Source organism: Novosphingobium sp., assembly GCF_965214355.1.
Taxonomy (GTDB): domain Bacteria; phylum Pseudomonadota; class Alphaproteobacteria; order Sphingomonadales; family Sphingomonadaceae; genus Novosphingobium.
In genome coordinates this window covers 3,892,860-3,911,020 of the sequence record NZ_CBDCBI010000002.1, presented here as the reverse complement: position 1 = coordinate 3,911,020, position 18,161 = coordinate 3,892,860, and the positions used below count along the sequence as shown (strand labels likewise).

Below are 18,161 nucleotides of genomic sequence, written 5' to 3'. Positions count from 1 at the left end.
TTGACGCGATGCTGATGAACACCCATGAAGCCCGACTGGCCGCATTCCGCCGCACGCTCGTCGCGGCCGGTCTCGATGGTTTTGTCGTGCCGCTGTGCGATGAACACATGAGCGAATATGTCGGTGCTTATGCGCGGCGGCTGGAATGGCTGACCGGGTTTGCCGGGTCTGCGGGCACGGCAGTGGTCCTGCGCGACAGCGCGACGATGTTTGTCGACGGGCGCTACACGCTGCAAGTGCGCGACCAGGTCGATGCGCGGTTCTATGGTTTCGAACAGGTGCCGGCTGTCAGTATTGCGGGCTGGTTGGGCGCCAATGTGCCTGCCGGTGCGCGCATCGGGTATGATCCGTGGCTGCACACGCGCGGCTGGGTCGATGCGGTGACCAGGGCGCTGGCGCCGCACGGCGGCACGCTGGTCGCAGTGGCTGCCAATCCGGTCGATGCCGTGTGGGACGACCGGCCTGCGCCATCGGCCGCGCCGGCAGTGCCGCATCCGCTGGAATTTGCGGGCGTCGCTGGCGCGGACAAAACTGCTGCGGTCGCGGCATGGCTGGGTACGCAGGGTTGCGATGCCGTGGTGATCGCCGCGCTTGATTCGGTGGCGTGGCTGTTCAACATTCGCGGCGCCGATGTCGATCGCACGCCGGTCGCGCTGGCGTTTGCGCTGGTCCATGCCGATGGCACGGCGGACCTGTTCATCGCGCCCGAAAAGGTCACGCCCGACCTGATCGCGCATCTGGGCGCGGGCGTGCGGGTGCTGGGCCGCGACCAATTCGTGCCGGCGCTTGCATCGCTTGCCGGCAAGCGGGTCGCGGTCGATCCCGATCGCAGTGTTGCCGCAATTTTTCAGGCGCTGGACGGCGCGACGATCGTGCCGCTGCTCGATCCGACGATCGTGCCCAAGGCGGTCAAGAATCCCGTCGAGATCGCCGGGCAACGCGCGGCGCAGGCGCGCGATGGCGCCGCCGAAGTGCGCTTCCTGCATTGGCTGGAGGAAACCGCGCCGGCCGGCACGCTGACCGAACTGTCGGCGTCGAACCGGCTCGAAGGCGAACGCCGCGCGACCAATGCGCTGATCGACTTGTCGTTCGATACGATCTCGGGCGCGGGGCCCAATGGTGCGATCGTGCATTACCGCGCCGAAGAGGCGACCAATCGCACGCTGGCGCCGAACAGCGTGTATCTCGTCGATTCGGGCGGGCAGTACCGCGACGGCACCACCGATATCACGCGCACGGTGTGGATCGGGCCCGGCGCGCCGCCGGCGCTGGTGTGCGACCGGTTCACCCGCGTGCTCAAGGGGCATATCGCGCTGGCCCGCGCGGTGTTTCCCGCCGGCACCAATGGCGCGCAGCTCGATGTGCTGGCGCGCCAGTTCCTGTGGGCCGCGGGGCTCGATTACGCGCATGGCACCGGGCATGGCGTGGGCAGTTTCCTGGCCGTTCACGAAGGGCCGCAGCGTATTGCCAAGGCGCAGGGCGGGCAGGCGGGCACCGGCCACGAATTGCTGCCGGGCATGATCGTGTCGAACGAGCCGGGCTATTACCTGGCAGGCGAATACGGCATCCGCATTGAAAACCTGGTGCTGGTCGAAAGCCGCACGATCCCCGGCGCCGAAGGGGCGTTCATGGGGTTCGAGACGCTGACCCACGTGCCGCTCGACCGGCGGCTGATCGACCTCGCGCTGCTCGAACCGGCCGAACGCGGCTGGGTCGACGGGTATCACGCGCGGGTGCGTGCGCTGCTGGCGCCGTTGCTCGATGGCGCGGCGCTCGCATGGCTGGAGGCGGCAACGGCGCCGCTTTGAACCGATATTTGTTCATGGTATGTTCCGGATTGGCCGAGTCGTTCGGTCGTTGGCAAAAGGACGGATCGCGATGCTGGGATATGTCACTGTAGGAACCACCGACCTGGCCCGGTCGGGCCGGTTCTATGATCCGATCGCGCAAGTGCTGGGCACCGGGCGGATGTATACCACCGACACGATGATCATTTACGGTGTCGAGGGTGGTCCTCCGGGCATCGGCGTGACATTTCCTTTCGACGGCAAGCCGCAAAGCGTGGGCAACGGCACGATGGTCGCGTTCGAGACGACCACCCGCGCGCAAGTCGACCAGATCCACGCGCTGGCACTGGCCAACGGTGGGACCTGCGAGGGCGCGCCGGGCGTGCGCGGCGAAGGCGACATGTTTTATGCCGCCTATTTCCGCGATCCCGATGGCAACAAGCTGAACGCCTTCATCATTGGCGCGCCCTGATCGGGCGCCGGGTGCATGCGACACATTACGACAATAAACCGCGCAATCGGGCATAGTTTGGCGACAACTCGTGGCTATACCCAGGATCAGAAAGTCGCGGGGCGGCTGACATACAGCCCCCTGTTCCACGCCCGGGCCGGCATCCCCCCCGCCATTGGCCCCGGCGCCGCTCCGCGACTTTCCCCCCATGCCGTGTGATCCGGTTTTGCCAGGACAGCACACTATGTCCCACGAGGGTTTGCGGCTGCGGCCAAGGATCGGAGCGCGCGATGATCACGACACTGGAACAAGCCGGCCAATCAGCTAGTTATGACACGATGACCGAACCTGCCAGCACCGAGATCCTGTTAGTCGACGATGAAGCGGCGCTGCGCGAACCCCTTGCGTCGTACCTGACAAAACAGGGTTTTGTCGTCACGCAGGCGGGCAGTGCTGCCGATGCACGCTTGCGCATCGCGTCTGCAAACTACGATCTGGTGCTGCTCGATATCATGATGCCGGGCGAAGACGGTCTGTCACTTTGCCGCCATCTGGCCGAAACCAGGCGCATGCCGGTGATCTTCATCACGGCGCGCGGGGAATCGACCGATCGCATCGTCGGGCTCGAAATCGGTGGCGACGACTATATCGTCAAACCGTTCGATCCGCGTGAACTGGTCGCGCGCATCCGCAGCGTGCTGCGCCGGTCGGGCCGCGCGCCGGTCGAGGTCGGTGAAGCGGTCGTTTACGAATTCGAAAACTGGCGCCTCGACCCGCTCAAACGCCGGCTGATCGATCCCGAGGGCGCGGTCGTGTCGATCTCCTCGGCCGAATTCCGGCTGTTGCTGGCATTCCTCGATCATCCGCGCCAGGTGCTCGATCGCGACCGTCTGCTCGATATGGTCCAGGGGCGAGAAGCGCATCTGTTCGACCGTGCGGTCGACAACCAGATCAGCCGGCTGCGCCGCAAGATCGAGCCCGACAGCCGCAACCCGCAACTGATCCAGACCGTGTGGGGCGGCGGCTACATGCTCGCGGCCGAAGTGCGCAAAACCACGGCGATTGATTGAGCGCTTCGTCCCGCCTGGTTTCATGGTTTCGCAGCCTCCAGGGCCAGATCTTGGTGGCGATCGCGGTCGCGTTGCTGATCGCGCAGGGGCTTTCGGCGTTTCTGATCTGGCACGAAGTGCACCAGCGCCATGTCGCCTCGATCGTCACCGGTGCGGCCATGCGCATGCTCGGCAGCCGTGTGCTGATGCCCAACCCCGGCGATCCCGCCCCCGCCGGCGGTCCGCTGCCGGGGTCCGACCCGCACCATCCGCACTTCGATCCCTGGCAACCCAGCCGGGATCCGCTTGGCGGCCCGCTCGGGGGCCCTTTGGGCGGACGACCCGATCGCTTTGGCGGCCCCGGTTCCGGCCCTCCTGACGATCGCCTGCGTCTGCCGCGTGCGCTGCATGTCCGCATCGAAAAGGCTTCGCCCGAACAGGCCGGCGACAGCCATCTGACCGAAGTCGAAAACCAGTTGCGCGAGATCCTGATCGCGCAAGGCGAACAGCCGGGAAAATTGCTGGTGGTGGAACGCGAAGTGGCCAGCGATCCTGCCCTGCATGACGCGATGCCGGCCTTGCAGAAACGCTTTCGGGTTTCCGGCGACGAAACCATGCCCCGGCTGGTCGTCGCCGCGCAACTGCAGGCCGATCGCACCTGGCTCACCGTGCGCTCGTTCATGCCCGCCAATGAACAGCAACTGGTGTTCAGCCTGCTGCGCCAAACCGTGCTGACGTATATCCTGCTCGTCCTCGCGGTCGGCCTGATCCTGCGGCGGATTACCCGCCCGCTGCGCGCGCTGACCAGCCGACTGGAAAACTACGTCGCCTCGCCCGGGCTGGCCCCGGGGCTGAAAGCGGGGATATCCGACCAGATCGCGCCGCAGGGGCCCAATGACATCCAGCGCCTGATCGTCGCGCACAACGCGATGGAGTCGCGGATCGGCGCGCTGCTCGATGAAAAGGACGTGATGCTGGGCGCGATCGGACACGACCTGAAAACGCCGCTCGCGGCACTGCGCGTCCGCATCGAAGCCGTGGATGACGATATCGAGCGCGGGCGCATGGCCGCCACGATCGAGGACATCAACCGCTCGCTCGACGATATCCTGTCGCTTGCCCGCGTCGGCCGGCCGACCGACCCGATCGAGGCCACCGAAATGTCCGCGCTCGTCGCCGATATCATCGGCGAATACGAAGACATGGGCGAAGATGTCGTGCTCGGCGATGCCCAGCGCATGGTCGCGCCGGTGCGCGCCACCTGGCTGCGCCGCGCGCTGCGCAACCTGGTATCGAACGCGCTGCGCTATGGCCACCGCGCGCGGGTTACGCTGAACCGCGATGGCCGCGAGGCCGTGCTGGTGATCGATGACGACGGCCCCGGCATTCCCGAAGGCGACATCGCGCGGATGATGGAACCGTTCACCCGCCTCGAAGCCTCACGCAACAGCGCCACCGGCGGCTCCGGCCTGGGCCTGACGCTGGCCCGCGCGATCGCCGACCAGCACGGCGGATCGTTGACTTTGGCCAACCGCCACGATTCCGGCGATCTAACGCGCATCATCGGCTTGCGCGCCACTTTGCGCGTGCCGTTGGCCTGAAAGAGCCTCCGGCGGCCAAGGGCCATCGCCCTTGGAACCCGTTACCTGGCAGGTCACGTCATCCCGGGGCGACGAACATGTTGCATCGGTGCACACCCCTGCGCCACTTTGAATATCACTGCGCCTTGTGCGGCAAAATCCCAGCCCACCGCGCATCCAGCCGGGCTTGCGCGGCGTTAGCCTTGACCCGCGCAATCAGCGAAACACCGCGCAACATAATGCTGTGGCTGCCAAACCAACCCCCCGCCACACTGTACCCGATGTCGTAAATCGCCACATCGGTGCGCTCGTCGCCATCGACCAGAAACCGCGTGGTAATCGCCACCGGCAAATGCGCATCGCCATGGCCACGATCCGGCACATGCGCCGCCGCCCGCGCCTTCAACACCGCATGCTCGAACCACCCGGCATCGATCCGCGGCTCGCCCGTCGTATCCGCCGCCGACAGCGCCAGCGCGGTCGGAAACACGATATGCTGATCCTGCACCGTCTGCTCGGCCGAAGCCGGTTTCAGCAACAGCTCACGCTTGCCCGTATTCGTCGCCGACAACACCAGCAGGCCCGAATGCACCGCGGCCTTTTTGGCATCGGCCATCTTCTGCGCCAGGTCGGCAGTGCGCTGGTTGTAACTGTTCCAGAATGTCAGCCCGGAAATGCTGACCGCGATCACGGTCAGGACTTCACCCAGCGTGATCCAGCGGCGGCGAGCCGCTTTGGCAGCGGTCGATTCGGGGTTTGGCGCACGATTGTTCACGGCGCGTCTCCATCATTTGCCGCATGAAACGTCAAGGAGGCAGATCGGTGCGCGGGGCGCGTCAGACGGCGTTGGCGTTTCCATGTTCGAGGCAACGCAAATTTATAGGCAATCAGGAATCACGGCTTTCGCTTCGCGGCGGGATAGCTATATTGTTTAAAGCAGTGGAGCACTCATGAGCAAGGTCATCATCACCAAGCTACCCGGAGCAAAAGTCGTCAAAGACACGAAGGCCAGATCGGTTACCGAGAAACGTGTCCGCAGCGCTGAAACCGGCCAAATCGTGACAGTTCGAACGCTCGATGGCGGCAGCAAGACTTTCAGCAGCGATCTGACTTATGTGTTCACGCGCAATGTCGCCAAAGCCCGCCGTGATAACAAGAAAGTCTCTGGCGTGACCGACCGTGCCCCAATCAAGGTCTGACAGACCTATTTTCCTGATTGTCGCAGGCCCGAACGGATCCGGCAAAAGCAGTGTCTATCTTAATGCGGATTTAGAATGGGGCGGTCGCTCGGTTTGGATCGTCAATCCCGACCTGTTGGCCGCGCATATCCGTGACGTTGAAGACCTGGAACTGCGCCCCGCTAATCTAGAGGCGGTAATTCGCATCGAGGCCTGGCTCGATGCCTCCATACAGGTCCACAAAACGATCGGTGTCGAAACAGTACTGTCGACCGGCAAATACCGGCGACTTGTCGACAAAGCCAAAAGGCTCAATTTTTCGGTCTGGCTAATCTACGTCGTGCTCGATAGCCCCGAAAGATCGATCGAGCGAATAAAGCTACGCGTGGCTAAAGGCGGACACAATGTGGATGATGACGATGTCAGACATCGCTACCACCGCTCGTTACAGCAGCTGGAATGGTTTCTCGATCAAGCCGATCAGGCTTGGATTTACGACAACTCTGGCGCTGAGCCCAGGCAGATTGCCGAAAAGATCGACGGCGTGATTACTGTAGACGAGAACGCACTGGATGGTGTGTTAAGAACGATCCGCGCAATCGATCAGGGAGCCTAGACCCGCTGTCAACAGAAGGAGCCGCCATGCGCAAGACCATCGTTGCGATAGCGGCCTGCGCGCTTCTGGCCATCGCCGGGCTTTATCTCGGCTCGCCCTATTGGGCCGCGTACACTCTCGAACAAGCCGCCAAAAACGGGGATGCCGACACGATCGACATGTTGGCGGACATGCCCCAGATCCGCGAAGGCCTGAAATCGCAGATTTCGGCTGTCTTGGCCGCGAAGCTGAACACCGATCCCGACATCAAGGGCAATCCCTTTGCCGCGCTCGGCGCGCTGATTGCGCCGGCGCTGGTCGGTAAAGTCATCGACGCCTACGTCACGCCGGAGGGCATCGCCCGGATCCTCAAAAACGGCAAACCGACCGCGCAAACGCCGGATGCCGCCGTGCCAGCTCCGCATTTCACCGCGCAGGACGACTATCTCGGCCTCGATCGTTTCCGCGTGCGCCTGCACGACACCACCGCCGATCGCGCCGGGCCATCGCTGCTGTTCGAGCGCCGGGGTTTTGTCACGTGGAAGCTGATCCGCATCGAACTGCCTGCCGACGCCTTCGCCAACACGCCGGCCACCCCCGATATTTGAAGTCGCCGGTCGGCGGCTATCGGCGGTCGGTCGATGCTGCGCAGCAAATCTGATTGCCATTGCAACCAACCTCTTGCTAGGTCGCCTGCATCTCGCTGCCGGGTCCGGCGGCTGCTCGCGACAAGGTTCCAGATGTCCTCCTTTCCCCACGCCAAGTCCTTCACACGCGCCTTCGCCGGTCTGGCGCTCGCCGGGTCCGCCCTGTCGTTCGGCATCGCCGCGCACGCGCAAGCGCCTGCAACGGTCGCATTCCCGACCGACGGCACGCTGGCCCACACCGCGATCCCCAGCCATTACACGATCGCCATCCGCCCCGATCCCCGCGCGATGACGTTTTCGGGCACGTTTGCGATCGACGTGACCGTGCCGCAGGCGACCGATGCGATCGTGCTCAACGCGGTATCGCTCAAGCTGGGCAAGACCACGCTGGTCGGCGCAGACGGCCACGCCATCACGCTCACGCCGAGCTATGACGACAAGGACCAGAGCGTCAAACTGGCCGCGCCGGCCAGCATCGCGCCCGGCACGTATCGTATCGAGGGCAGCTACACCGGCAAGATCGGCACGCAGGCCGACGGCCTGTTCGCGCTCGATTACACCGGCACCGACGGCAAGCCGACCCGCGCGCTGTTTACCCAGTTCGAGCCGAGCGCTGCGCGCCAGTTTGCGCCGCTGTTCGACGAACCCTCGTACAAGGCGACGTTCGACCTGTCGGTCGTGGTCCCTGCCGACCGCCTGGCCGTCAGCAACATGCCGGCCGCGCATGAAGAACCCGCCGGCGCCGGCTTCAAGAAAGTCACGTTCCGCACCACGCCGAAAATGTCGTCGTACCTGCTGTTTTTCGGCACCGGCGATTTTGAGCGCGCCACCAAGATGACGACCGCGACCAACGCGTCCGGCACGGTCGAGGCGGGCATCGTGTCCCCGCGCGGCAGCGGCGAACAGGCGCAGTTTGCGCTGAACGAACTCGCCGGGCTGATCCCCTATTACAACGGCTATTTCGGGGTGAATTACCCGTTGCCAAAGATCGACAACATTGCCGGCCCCGGCCAGTCCGAATTCTTTTCGGCGATGGAAAACTGGGGCGCGGTGTTCACGTTCCAGCGCGATCTGCTCGATGATCCCAAGACGACCTCGCCACGCTCGCGCGAATTCATCGCCGTGGCCCAGGCGCACGAGGTTGCGCACCAGTGGTTCGGCGATCTGGTGACGATGGCCTGGTGGGACGACCTGTGGTTGAACGAAGGCTTCGCCAGCTGGATGGAAAACAAGGCGATCGACCATTTCCACCCCGACTGGTTCGAACTGCTGACACGCGTTTCGGGGCGCGAGGCGGCGATGAGCCTCGATGCGTTCAAGACCACGCATCCGGTGGTGCAGCATATCCGCACGGTCGATGAAGCGAACCAGGCGTTCGACGCGATCACGTACCAGAAGGGCGAGGCCACGCTGGCCATGCTCGAGGCCTATGCCGGCGAAGACACCTGGCGCAACGGCATCCGCGCCTACATGGCCGCGCACAAGTTCGGCAATAGCCACACTGCGGACCTGTGGTCGGCGGTCGAGGCCGCCGGCGCCACCGGCCTGACCACGATCGCCACCGATTTCACGACGCAGCCGGGCATCCCGCTGGTGCGCGTGGGCGATCAGACATGCGCCAATGGCAAGACCATGGTCACGCTGACGCAGGACGAATTCTCCCGCGATCGCGTCGGCGAACCATCGACCAAACGCTGGCATGTGCCGTTGCTGGTCTCGGTCGGCGGCGCCGCGCCGGTGCGCTCGATCCTGGCCGATGGCAAGGCAACGCTGACGCTCGCCGGCTGTGGCCCGGTGGTGATCAACGCCGGACAACTCGGCTATTACCGATCGCTGTATACGCCCAAGGCGCAAGCCGCACTGACGCAGGCTCTGCCGCAACTGGCGCCGATCGACCAGATGGGCCTCGTCGCCGATCAGTTCGAGCTGGCGTATGCCGGGTATCAGCCGATGGGCGGCGCGCTGACCATGCTGGCGGCGGTGCCCAATACCGCCAATGCGCGTGTGGCCGATCTGGCGGCAGGCCGGTACAACACGCTGTACGATCTGTTCGATGGCGATGCCGCCGGGCAGGCAGCGGTGAGCGCACGCGCCGTCGCTCTGTGGCAGCCGCGCATGGATGCACTGGGCTATGACCCGCGCCCGGGCGACAGCCTGCCCGATGCGGTGCTCCGCTCCAGCCTGGTGTCGACGCTGGGCCATGTCGGTGATGCGGCCGTGGTGGCCGAGGCACATCGCCGCTTTGCCGCGCTCGACAGCAATCCGCATGCGCTGGACGGCCCGTTGAAACAGGCATGGCTCGGCATCGTGTCGCGCAACGCCACGCCTGCCGAATGGGACAAGCTGCTGAAAATGGCGCTGGCCAGCACGTCTACGGTCGAACGGTCGGATTACTTCGACCAGCTCGGCAATGCGCGCGACATCGCCCTGGCAAAGCGCGCGCTCGATCTCGCGCTGACCGACAAGCCGGGCAAGACCACGTCGCCATCGGTGATCAGCTCGGTTGCGCTGGTCCACAGCGAGCTGGCGTTCGATTTCTTCGTCGCCCATCGCGACGCCGTGATCGCCATGCTCGATGCCTCGGCGCGCACGACCTTCATCGAACGCATCGCCGCACGCGCCAATACCGAGGCGATGGTGGGCAAGCTGACCGCGTATGAGGCAACAGTGCCCGACGACGCGAAAAAACCGGTCGAACGCGCGCTGGCGCGGTTGAAAAACCGCCTGGCAGTCAAGGCGCGCGTGACCAGCGAAACGAAGGCCTGGCTCGCAGCGCAGTAAGTGCGTCCAAAGCCCCTGCCCCTTCGGGGGAGGGCTTTTTTTGGCGGCTGTTTTGCATCCGGGCGGGGGAGGCGCTAAGGGCCGGGTGTCATGACCCGGTCCCCGTTTCTCTTGCTTGATGATGCGCGCAGCGAAGGCGCCGCGCCCTCGCGGTTGTACCGCAATCCGGTGGAGATCGTGGTTGCGCGCCGGCCCGAACAGGTGCGCGATGCGCTCGCGCGGATCGGTGCAACGCCGGGCCATTGGGCAGGCATGATTGCCTATGAGGCAGGGCTTGCGCTCGAACCCCGCCTGGCCCCGCGCGCGGCAGCGCGCACGGGCGCGGCGGGGCCGCTGGTGTGGTTTGCCCGGTTTGATCGGGTGCTGGAGATGACTAGCGCCGAAGTCGACGGGTGGCTGGCGCGAGAAAGCACGGGCGAGGGCCGGCTGGGTCCGATGGAACCGCTGCTCTCCGCCGGCGGCTATGCGCGCGCGTTTGGCAGCATCCACGAGGCTATCACGGCCGGCGATGCCTATCAGGTCAATCTGACCTTTCCGCTGGGCGGCACCTGGCGCGGCGATCCGCGGGCGCTGTTCCGCAAATTGCGCCGCGATGCGCGCGCCGGCTATGGCGCGGTGCTGTGGGACGGGTCGCACTGGATGCTGTCGGCCTCGCCCGAGCTGTTTGTCGAAGTTACCGGCGCCAGCGCCAAAGTCCGCCCGATGAAAGGCACTGCGCCGCGCGGGGCCACGCCCGAAGACGATGCCGCAAGCCGCGAACGCCTGCGCCATAACGTCAAGGATCGCGCCGAAAACCTGATGATCGTGGATCTGATGCGCAACGATCTGGCGCAGCTGGCGGTGCCCGGCAGCGTGCGGGTAACGGCGCCGTTTGCAATCGAGACATATCCCACGGTGCACCAGATGGTCACGACAGTGCACGCGCAACTGGCGCCGGGGAATGGTGCGATCGACCTGATTCCTGCGATTTTTCCCTGCGGATCGGTCACCGGTGCGCCGAAAATCCGCGCGATGGAATTGATCGACATGGCGGAGCGCGATGCCCGCGGGGCGTATTGCGGTGCGATCGGCTATATCGATTTTCCGGCGGCGGATGACAAAGGCATTGCGGCTGGCCGAGCGGTGTTCAATGTGGCAATCCGCACGTTGCGGCTGGCGCCCGACACGCCGGGCGCCGATGGCGGGCGGGCCATCATGGGGGTGGGGTCGGCGGTCGTTGCGGATTCGGTGATGATCGACGAATGGCGCGAGTGCCTGATCAAGGGGAGTTTCCTGCGTTTGTCCGCTGGCCAGGCCGATCTGATCGAAACGATGGCGTTCGACCCCGCCAAGGGGATTGCGCTGATCGAATTTCACCTGGAACGGCTGCGCACCAGTGCAACCGCGCTCGGCTTTGCGTTCGATCGCCATGCCGCGCGCAATGCGATCCAGGCGTTGTGCTTCGATCTCGATGCGCCGGCAAAAGTACGTATGGTGCTGGCACGCAGCGGCGCGATCGCGCTGGAAACCGGCCCGCCGCCGGCGGTCAGCGCGCAGCCGATGGTCTGCGCGGCGCTGCCGCTGCCGGTTGCCAGCGATGACTGGCGGTTGCGGCACAAGACCACCGATCGCGGGTTTTATGACGCCGCGCGCCGCGTCGCGGCCGGCGCCGGCGCGGATGAGGCGCTGTTTGTCCGCGATGACGGGCTGGTGACCGAGGGCAGCTTTACCACCGTTTTCGTCCGGCGCAGCGATGGGCGGCTGATCACGCCGCGCGCCGAACATGGCCTGTTGCCTGGCGTGCTGCGCCGCAGCCTGATCGAGGCGGACAAAGTGGTCGAAGGCGATATCGCGCTGGATGACCTCGGGCAGGGGTTCCTGCTGGGCAATGCCTTGCGCGGACTGATGCCCGCGCGCCTGCTGGAATGACCACGCCTGCCATGACCAACGCCACAAAATTGAGCGCGGCGATCCGCCGGATTGCGCCATCGCGTACCAATGCGATGACCGATCACGCGATTGCGCTGCGCGCCGCGGGTCGCGACATCATCTCGTTGTCGGTGGGCGAACCCGATTTCCCGACGCCCGATCATGTCAAGGCAGCGGCCAAGGCTGCGCTCGATGCCAACGAGACACGCTACACCGCGGTTGCGGGCACGGCCGCGCTGCGCGAAGCGGCCGCGCTGCATTTCCATCGCGACCTGGGGATCGCGACGCCGCCTGCGCAAGTGATCGCATCGGCAGGCGGCAAGCAGGCGATCTTTCACGCGCTTATGGTTACGCTAGATCCCGGCGACGAGGTGCTGATCCCGGCGCCGTGGTGGGTCAGCTATCCTGAAATCGCGCGCTTTGCCGGGGCGACGGTGGTGCCCATGCACACCGATGCCGCCGGCGGCTTTCGCATCACGCCCGAACAGCTCGAGGCCGCGATCGGCACGCGCACGCGCTGGCTGATGCTCAACAGCCCCGGCAATCCGACCGGCGCGGTCTATTCCGCTGCCGATCTCGCGGCCCTGGCCAATGTGTTGCGCCGGCACCCGCATGTGCTCGTGCTCAGCGACGATATCTATGCGCCGCTGCGCTATACGCCGGGCGATCACGCAACGATGGCGGTGGTCGCGCCCGATCTGGCGGGCGCTGATGAGACTGGCCGCGTGCTGACGGTATCGGGCGTGTCGAAAAGCCATGCAATGACCGGGTTTCGCATCGGCGTCGCGACCGGGCCGACGTGGCTGATTGCCGCGATGAGCAAATTGCAGTCGCACAATTCGGGCAATCCGTGCTCGATCGCGCAAGCCGCAGCGGTGGCAGCGTTCAACGGCCCGCAGGCGTTCCTACTCGACTGGCGCGACCGGTTTCGTGCGCGCCGCGATCGCGTGGTTGCCGCGATCAACGCCATTCCCGGCTTGTCGACCCCTGTGCCCGATGGCGCGTTCTATTGCATGATCGATGCCACACCGCTTATGGGCCGGTTTGGCGATGACGAAGCGCTGGTGATGCATTTGCTCGATCACGGCGTGGCGGTGGTCGCCGCTTCGGCGTTCGGCGGCCGCGACGGATTTCGCATCAGTTTTGCCGCCGATGAGACTAAACTGGACACTGCGATTGCACGGATCGCCGGAGCATTTGCATGATCGATTTCGCCATCCTGTTCGAAGACGCCGAAGCGCTGGTGATCGACAAGCCCGGCGGCTTGCCGCTCGACCGGCCGCGCGCGGGCGGGCCCTGCCTCGAAGACCAGGCGGAGGAATTGCGCTTCGGCTTTGCGCGCTCGCCATCGCCGGTGCACCGGCTCGATCGCGACACGTCGGGCTGCCTGCTGATGGCGCGCCATCCCCGGGCGCTCAAACGCTATTCCGCCGCGTTCGAAGCGCGCCAGGTGGGCAAGACATATTGGGGCATCGTCGCCGGCCCGGTCGAGCAGGATCGCGGCACGATCGCGCTGAACCTGTCGAAGATCAGCAGCGCCAGCGAAGGGTGGAAGATGATCCCCGCGCGCGCGGGCAAGGCCGCCGTGACCCATTGGCGCGTGCTCGATCGCAAGGGCAATCTGACGCTGGTGGAATTTACGCCGGAAACGGGCCGTACCCACCAGATCCGCATTCACGCCGCCGCCGGGCTTGGCCATGCGCTGCTTGGCGATCCGGTCTATGGCAAGGCCGTCCAGGGCAAGCGCACGATGCTGCACGCCGCGCGGCTGGAAGTGCCGCGCGAGGGCAAGGCGCCGATCGTGGCCGAAGCGCCGATGCCGGCCGACTTCCTGAAGGAAGGCTTTGCGCAGCCCGAGAAAGCCGCGCCGTGGCAACCGCCGGTTGATGTCGTTTCCGACAATGACGCCGGGTGACCGCGATCGAGGCGTTGATCGAACGCGCACTGGCGCTGGTCAGCGAAGCGTTCATCACCGCCACCGGCCCGGGCGGGCAGAATGTCAACAAAGTCGCGACTGCCGTGCAATTGCGCGTCAATGTCTATGCGCTGCGGCTGTCGCCCGAAGTGTTCGACCGGCTGAAGCAGCTCGCGGGCAGCCGGATGACATCTGCCGGCGAAATCGTGCTGACCGCGCGGCGCTTCCGCACCCAGGAAGCCAACCGCGCCGATGCGCGCGACCGGCTGGCGGATCTGTTGCGCGAAGCGGCGACACTGCCGGAAAAACGCGCCAAGTCGCGCCTGAACCGCGTGGGCAAAGTACAGCGCCTGGCCGGCAAGAAAATCCGCAGCACGGTCAAAGCCGGTCGCGGCAAAGTGAGCTTCGACTAGAAAATCCTGTCCGGAACGAGCTACGGCATTCACCCAAGTCTTTTAACCATCAGTTTTCAACCAACATCCGCTCATGCTGAGCCTGTCGAAGCACACGCGCTGACGCCCGCCGAGCAGGGAACAAAACTGCGCAAATTCACGCCGGCGCGACGTTTCGTCCAGCCGCCACGCCCCACCACCACTACTTCGTGTGGTCCCCCTCCCCGTGCCGGGGAGGATTTATCTCCGCAGGCACGGTCGCATCGACCAGCGGCGGCGCGGGGCGCTTGTCCAGCATGGCCGCCGCGGCGTCGAGCTGGCGCGCTTCGTCCTTGGTCACGCCGCCGGGGCCCGGGTCGCTGCCGCTGGAACAGCCGCTAAGCAGGCCCGGGCCTGCAAGAAACAGCGCCATCAGCATAACGCCGTGCCGCTGCATTTATTGCGGCGCCGGCTGGTGGCTGGTTTCGCCGTTGCTGTTCTGCTGCTGCTCGGCTTCGGCGGCGGCAGCCCGCGCGGCTTCGGCGACCGAAGCGGCGTTTGCGGCATCGTTGGTCGCGGCGTCCTGCGCGGTCAGCGCGGCGGCCGTGGCATCGGCATCGGGGTCGCGTGCGGGCGGCGGGGCAGCAAGCGAGGGCGGGCCGGCGGGCAGGTCGGCAGCGGGCATTTCCACGTTGTTGGGCGTCGCGTCGTCGCTTTCACGATCGTGATGGCCGCAGCCGGCCAGAAGCAGCGCGGCCAAAAGGGCGACAGGGGCGATTTTCGTCATCCGGATCCTCGTGTATACTTTTTGCCTCGGGGGAAAGGCATCATGGCGTTCTAGCCACGCGCGCGCGCCGTGTCCAATCGGGCGCACAATCTGCGTTTCATATAACAAAACCGTTATACCACTTGCCTCATATAAAGATATCTTTATATGAGCTGCATGACCACCGAAACCTCCCTGCTGGAATCCATGCGCGCGCTGGCCGATCCGACGCGGCTGCGCATCATGCGGCTGCTGGCGAGCATGGAACTGGCCGTCGGCGAGCTGGCGCAAGTGCTAGGCCAAAGCCAGCCGCGTGTGTCGCGCCATGTCAAGATCCTGTGCGATGCTCAACTGGCCGAACGCCGCCGCGAAGGCGCCTGGGTGTTCCTGCGCGCAGGGGGGCGTACGGGCGCACCGTTGACGAGCGCCGTCATGCAATTGCTGGCGCAAGCCGAAGACACCGATGCTGCGTTCGCCGCCGAATGCACGCAGGATCGTGCGCATCTGGGCGCCATCCGCACCGCGCGTCAGGCGCATTCGCTCGACTATTTCGCGCGCTTCGCCGGGCAATGGGACCGGCTGCGCAGCCTGCATATCGCCGATGGACCGGTCGAGGCGGCGCTGTCCGAAATGTTGGGGGCCGACATGCTGGAGCCGGCCGCGATCGGCCGCCTGCTCGATGTCGGCACCGGCACCGGGCGCATGGCCGAAGTGTTTGCGCAAGCCGCCACGCATGTCACTGCGCTCGATCGCAGCCCCGACATGCTGCGGCTGGCGCGCACCCGGCTGCAGAATCTGCCTGCGGGCAAGCTGGATCTGGTGCAGGGTGATTTTGCGCAGTTGCCGTTTGCCGCGGCCAGCTTCGACACCGTCCTGTTCCACCAGGTGCTGCATTACGCGGTTGCGCCCGAGGCGGTGCTGGCCGAGGCGGCGCGTGTTACCGCGCCTGGCGGACGCATCGCGATCGTCGATTTCGCCGCGCACGAACGCGAAGATCTGCGCAGCCAGCATGCCCATGCCCGCCTGGGTTTCGCCGATGCGCAGATCGCCGCGCTGTTTGCCCAGGCCGGGTTCGATCCGCTGGCCGAGCGTGCGCTGGCGGGCAAGGAGCTGATCGTCAAATTGTGGACCGCCGAGCGCCGTCCTTCCTCGCAGACCGAACCGAAGGCGCCATGAGCCGCACCCCCCTGTTTGCCCGGATGCCCGGCGACATCAATGTCAGCTTCGAGTTCTTCCCGCCGAAGACCGATGCGATGGAAACGCAGCTGTGGGATGCGATCGATGCGCTGGCGCCGCTCGATCCGTCGTTCGTCTCCGTCACGTACGGCGCCGGCGGCTCGACGCGCGAGCGCACGCATGCCACCGTCGCCCGGCTGGTGCGCGAAACCGCGCTGGTGCCCGCCGCGCATCTGACCTGCGTCGGCGCCAGCCGGGGCGAGATCGACGAGATCGCGGATCGCTACTGGGAGGCGGGCGTGCGCCATATCGTCGCATTGCGCGGTGATCCGCCGCCAAGCGCCGGCGGCGTGTTCACGCCTCATCCCGGCGGCTATGCCAGTGCCGCCGACCTGGTCGCCGGCCTGTCCAAACGCCATGCATTCGACCTTTCGGTGGCGGCCTACCCCGAAATGCACCCCGAATCACCGAGCATCGCGGCCGATCTCGACAATCTGAAGCGCAAGATCGACGCCGGCGCGACGCGTGCGATCACGCAGTTCTTTTTCAACGCCGACACCTGGTTCCGCTTTGTCGATCGCGCCTTGGCGGCGGGTATCACCGTGCCGCTGCTGCCCGGGATCATGCCCGTCACCAATCTGGCGGGCATCCGCCGCATGGGCGGCAACACCGAAATCCCCGCCTGGCTGACCGCGATGTTTTCCGGGCTCGACGAGCGCGCCGGCCCGCGCGCGCTGGTTGCGGCGGTCGTGGCCACCGATCTGTGCCGCGCGCTCTATGCGGGCGGCGTGCGCGACTTCCATTTCTATACGTTGAACCGCGCCGAGCAGGTGTTTGCGATCTGCCAGCTGCTCGGCCTGCGCCCCGGCGCCCATTGCGTGAAAGAGGTTGCCGAATGACCCTGATTCCCAGCGCCGCGCGCGCCGCCTTCCTGGCGCAGGCGAGGCAGCGCATCCTGATCACCGACGGCGCCTTTGGTACCGAGATCCAGAACTACCGCCTGGCCGAGGCCGACTACGCAGGCGACCTGGGACTGGCGCACGATCAGAAGGGCAACAACGACATTCTCGCGCTGACCAAGCCCGAAATTCTCGAGGCGATCCACCGCGCCTATTTTGCGGCCGGCGCCGACATTGCCGAAACCAACACGTTTTCGGCCAACCGCATCAGCCAGGCCGATTACGGCGCCGAACATCTGGTGCGCGAAATCAACGTCGCCAGCGCGCAACTCGCGCGCCGCGTCGCCGATGAATTCACCGCGAAAGACAGCCGCCCGCGCTTTGTCGCCGGCGCGATCGGGCCGACCAACAAGACCCTGTCGCTCAGCCCCGATGTCAACGATCCCGGCTATCGCGAAGTCAGCTGGGACACGCTGGTCGAAGTCTACGCTGAACAGGCGATCGCGCTGGTCGAAGGGGGTGCCGATTTCATCCTGGTCGAAACGGTGTTCGACACGCTGAATGCCAAGGCCGCGATCATGGCGGTGCGCCAGGTCGAACAGACGCTCGGCCGCGAAGTGCCGCTGATGCTGTCGATGACGCTGACCGATTTGTCGGGGCGCAATCTGTCGGGCCACACGGTCGAGGCGTTCTGGTACGCGGTGCGCCATGCCCGGCCGCTGACCGTGGGGCTGAACTGTTCGTTCGGGGCGACGCAATTGCGCCCGCATGTGCGCGTGCTGTCGGATATCGCCGACACGCTGATCATGATCTACCCCAACGCCGGCCTGCCCAACGAACTGGGCGAATACGACGAGGAACCGCCAACGACCGCAGGCCTTGTTGGCGAATGGGCGCACGCGGGCCAGGTCAACGTGCTGGGCGGCTGTTGCGGATCGACGCCGGCGCATATCGCGGCCATGGCGCGCACCGTGGCCGGCCTTGCGCCCCGCGCATTGCCCGATGTGACGGTCGCAACGCGGCTCGCGGGCCTCGAACCCTTTATCATGGCGTCCTGA

18 protein-coding genes are annotated in these 18,161 nt (G+C 65.6%); 15 read left to right on the top strand and 3 right to left on the bottom strand.

Features of this window, described 5'->3' with window-relative positions:
- Positions 1-14 precede the first annotated feature (14 nt).
- The 4 genes from ACOOE2_RS17995 (at position 15) to ACOOE2_RS17980 (ending at position 4,888) form a co-directional block, all read left to right on the top strand.
- Positions 15-1,808, top strand: coding sequence for an aminopeptidase P family protein (locus ACOOE2_RS17995; RefSeq protein ID WP_420384643.1), 1,794 nt, complete (start codon positions 15-17; stop codon positions 1,806-1,808).
- A gap of 70 nt (positions 1,809-1,878) precedes the next feature.
- Positions 1,879-2,259 carry a VOC family protein gene (locus tag ACOOE2_RS17990; protein WP_420384351.1) on the top strand — a complete coding sequence of 127 codons (381 nt, stop codon included), beginning with the start codon at positions 1,879-1,881 and terminating at the stop codon, positions 2,257-2,259.
- A 317-nt stretch (positions 2,260-2,576) separates the two neighbouring features.
- Entirely contained in the window at positions 2,577-3,308 is a 732-nt protein-coding gene (locus ACOOE2_RS17985; protein WP_420384642.1) for a response regulator, read from the top strand.
- The gene (locus tag ACOOE2_RS17980; RefSeq protein ID WP_420384350.1) at positions 3,305-4,888 is read left to right on the top strand and encodes a sensor histidine kinase; all 1,584 of its coding nucleotides are present in this window, start codon (positions 3,305-3,307) and stop codon (positions 4,886-4,888) included. The genes ACOOE2_RS17985 and ACOOE2_RS17980 overlap by 4 nt, the downstream gene beginning before the upstream one ends.
- 115 nt (positions 4,889-5,003) lie before the next feature.
- Here ACOOE2_RS17980 and ACOOE2_RS17975 read toward each other — a convergent pair whose 3' ends face one another.
- Entirely contained in the window at positions 5,004-5,642 is a 639-nt protein-coding gene (locus tag ACOOE2_RS17975) for a hypothetical protein (RefSeq protein WP_420384349.1), read from the bottom strand.
- A gap of 175 nt (positions 5,643-5,817) precedes the next feature.
- Here ACOOE2_RS17975 and ACOOE2_RS17970 point away from each other — a divergent pair, with 175 nt between their 5' ends.
- The 8 genes from ACOOE2_RS17970 (at position 5,818) to arfB (ending at position 14,304) form a co-directional block, all read left to right on the top strand.
- Positions 5,818-6,066 (top strand): hypothetical protein, encoded by a 249-nt coding sequence (locus tag ACOOE2_RS17970; RefSeq protein WP_420384348.1) that lies wholly within the window; start codon positions 5,818-5,820, stop codon positions 6,064-6,066.
- Positions 6,047-6,661, top strand: coding sequence for a zeta toxin family protein (locus tag ACOOE2_RS17965; RefSeq protein ID WP_420384347.1), 615 nt, complete (start codon positions 6,047-6,049; stop codon positions 6,659-6,661). Before ACOOE2_RS17970 ends, ACOOE2_RS17965 begins: the two co-directional genes overlap by 20 nt.
- A gap of 26 nt (positions 6,662-6,687) precedes the next feature.
- Positions 6,688-7,248, top strand: a complete 561-nt coding sequence (locus ACOOE2_RS17960) for a DUF2939 domain-containing protein (protein ID WP_420384346.1) — start codon at positions 6,688-6,690, stop codon at positions 7,246-7,248.
- A gap of 132 nt (positions 7,249-7,380) precedes the next feature.
- The gene (locus tag ACOOE2_RS17955) at positions 7,381-10,068 is read left to right on the top strand and encodes a M1 family metallopeptidase (protein ID WP_420384345.1); all 2,688 of its coding nucleotides are present in this window, start codon (positions 7,381-7,383) and stop codon (positions 10,066-10,068) included.
- 90 nt (positions 10,069-10,158) lie between these two features.
- Positions 10,159-11,976: an aminodeoxychorismate synthase component I gene (gene pabB, locus ACOOE2_RS17950; RefSeq protein ID WP_420384344.1), complete on the top strand. Its 1,818-nt coding sequence runs from the start codon at positions 10,159-10,161 to the stop codon at positions 11,974-11,976.
- Positions 11,977-11,987: 11 nt separating this feature from the next.
- The gene (locus ACOOE2_RS17945; protein WP_420384343.1) at positions 11,988-13,181 is read left to right on the top strand and encodes a pyridoxal phosphate-dependent aminotransferase; all 1,194 of its coding nucleotides are present in this window, start codon (positions 11,988-11,990) and stop codon (positions 13,179-13,181) included.
- Positions 13,178-13,891, top strand: a complete 714-nt coding sequence (locus ACOOE2_RS17940) for an RluA family pseudouridine synthase (protein WP_420384342.1) — start codon at positions 13,178-13,180, stop codon at positions 13,889-13,891. The genes ACOOE2_RS17945 and ACOOE2_RS17940 overlap by 4 nt, the downstream gene beginning before the upstream one ends.
- On the top strand, positions 13,888-14,304 hold the full coding sequence (gene arfB, locus ACOOE2_RS17935; RefSeq protein WP_420384341.1) for an alternative ribosome rescue aminoacyl-tRNA hydrolase ArfB: 417 nt from the start codon (positions 13,888-13,890) through the stop codon (positions 14,302-14,304). Before ACOOE2_RS17940 ends, arfB begins: the two co-directional genes overlap by 4 nt.
- 181 nt (positions 14,305-14,485) lie before the next feature.
- Here arfB and ACOOE2_RS17930 read toward each other — a convergent pair whose 3' ends face one another.
- Positions 14,486-14,701, bottom strand: a complete 216-nt coding sequence (locus ACOOE2_RS17930; RefSeq protein ID WP_420384340.1) for a hypothetical protein — start codon at positions 14,699-14,701, stop codon at positions 14,486-14,488.
- Positions 14,702-14,719: 18 nt separating this feature from the next.
- The gene (locus tag ACOOE2_RS17925; RefSeq protein WP_420384339.1) at positions 14,720-15,049 is read right to left on the bottom strand and encodes a hypothetical protein; all 330 of its coding nucleotides are present in this window, start codon (positions 15,047-15,049) and stop codon (positions 14,720-14,722) included.
- 156 nt (positions 15,050-15,205) lie between these two features.
- Between ACOOE2_RS17925 and ACOOE2_RS17920 the strand changes: the two genes are divergently transcribed.
- From ACOOE2_RS17920 to ACOOE2_RS17910, 3 genes are read left to right on the top strand one after another with little or no spacing between them, the layout of a single operon-like run.
- Complete coding sequence (locus ACOOE2_RS17920; RefSeq protein WP_420384338.1) at positions 15,206-16,204, top strand: ArsR/SmtB family transcription factor; 999 nt, start codon at positions 15,206-15,208, stop codon at positions 16,202-16,204.
- Positions 16,201-17,103, top strand: a complete 903-nt coding sequence (gene metF, locus ACOOE2_RS17915; protein ID WP_420384337.1) for a methylenetetrahydrofolate reductase [NAD(P)H] — start codon at positions 16,201-16,203, stop codon at positions 17,101-17,103. Before ACOOE2_RS17920 ends, metF begins: the two co-directional genes overlap by 4 nt.
- Positions 17,100-18,161, top strand: a complete 1,062-nt coding sequence (locus ACOOE2_RS17910; protein ID WP_420384336.1) for a homocysteine S-methyltransferase family protein — start codon at positions 17,100-17,102, stop codon at positions 18,159-18,161. Before metF ends, ACOOE2_RS17910 begins: the two co-directional genes overlap by 4 nt.

Bases quoted from the DNA above. Each gene is read 5' to 3' on its own strand.
- ACOOE2_RS17995 (WP_420384643.1), top strand. From the start codon at position 15: ATGAACACCCATGAAGCCCGACTGGCCGCATTCCGCCGCACGCTCGTC.
- ACOOE2_RS17990 (WP_420384351.1), top strand. From the start codon at position 1,879: ATGCTGGGATATGTCACTGTAGGAACCACCGACCTGGCCCGGTCGGGC.
- ACOOE2_RS17985 (WP_420384642.1), top strand. From the start codon at position 2,577: ATGACCGAACCTGCCAGCACCGAGATCCTGTTAGTCGACGATGAAGCG.
- ACOOE2_RS17970 (WP_420384348.1), top strand. From the start codon at position 5,818: ATGAGCAAGGTCATCATCACCAAGCTACCCGGAGCAAAAGTCGTCAAA.
- ACOOE2_RS17960 (WP_420384346.1), top strand. From the start codon at position 6,688: ATGCGCAAGACCATCGTTGCGATAGCGGCCTGCGCGCTTCTGGCCATC.
- ACOOE2_RS17955 (WP_420384345.1), top strand. From the start codon at position 7,381: ATGTCCTCCTTTCCCCACGCCAAGTCCTTCACACGCGCCTTCGCCGGT.
- pabB (WP_420384344.1), top strand. From the start codon at position 10,159: ATGACCCGGTCCCCGTTTCTCTTGCTTGATGATGCGCGCAGCGAAGGC.
- ACOOE2_RS17945 (WP_420384343.1), top strand. From the start codon at position 11,988: ATGACCAACGCCACAAAATTGAGCGCGGCGATCCGCCGGATTGCGCCA.
- ACOOE2_RS17940 (WP_420384342.1), top strand. From the start codon at position 13,178: ATGATCGATTTCGCCATCCTGTTCGAAGACGCCGAAGCGCTGGTGATC.
- ACOOE2_RS17930 (WP_420384340.1), bottom strand. From the start codon at position 14,701: ATGCTGATGGCGCTGTTTCTTGCAGGCCCGGGCCTGCTTAGCGGCTGT.
- ACOOE2_RS17925 (WP_420384339.1), bottom strand. From the start codon at position 15,049: ATGACGAAAATCGCCCCTGTCGCCCTTTTGGCCGCGCTGCTTCTGGCC.
- ACOOE2_RS17920 (WP_420384338.1), top strand. From the start codon at position 15,206: ATGACCACCGAAACCTCCCTGCTGGAATCCATGCGCGCGCTGGCCGAT.
- metF (WP_420384337.1), top strand. From the start codon at position 16,201: ATGAGCCGCACCCCCCTGTTTGCCCGGATGCCCGGCGACATCAATGTC.
- ACOOE2_RS17910 (WP_420384336.1), top strand. From the start codon at position 17,100: ATGACCCTGATTCCCAGCGCCGCGCGCGCCGCCTTCCTGGCGCAGGCG.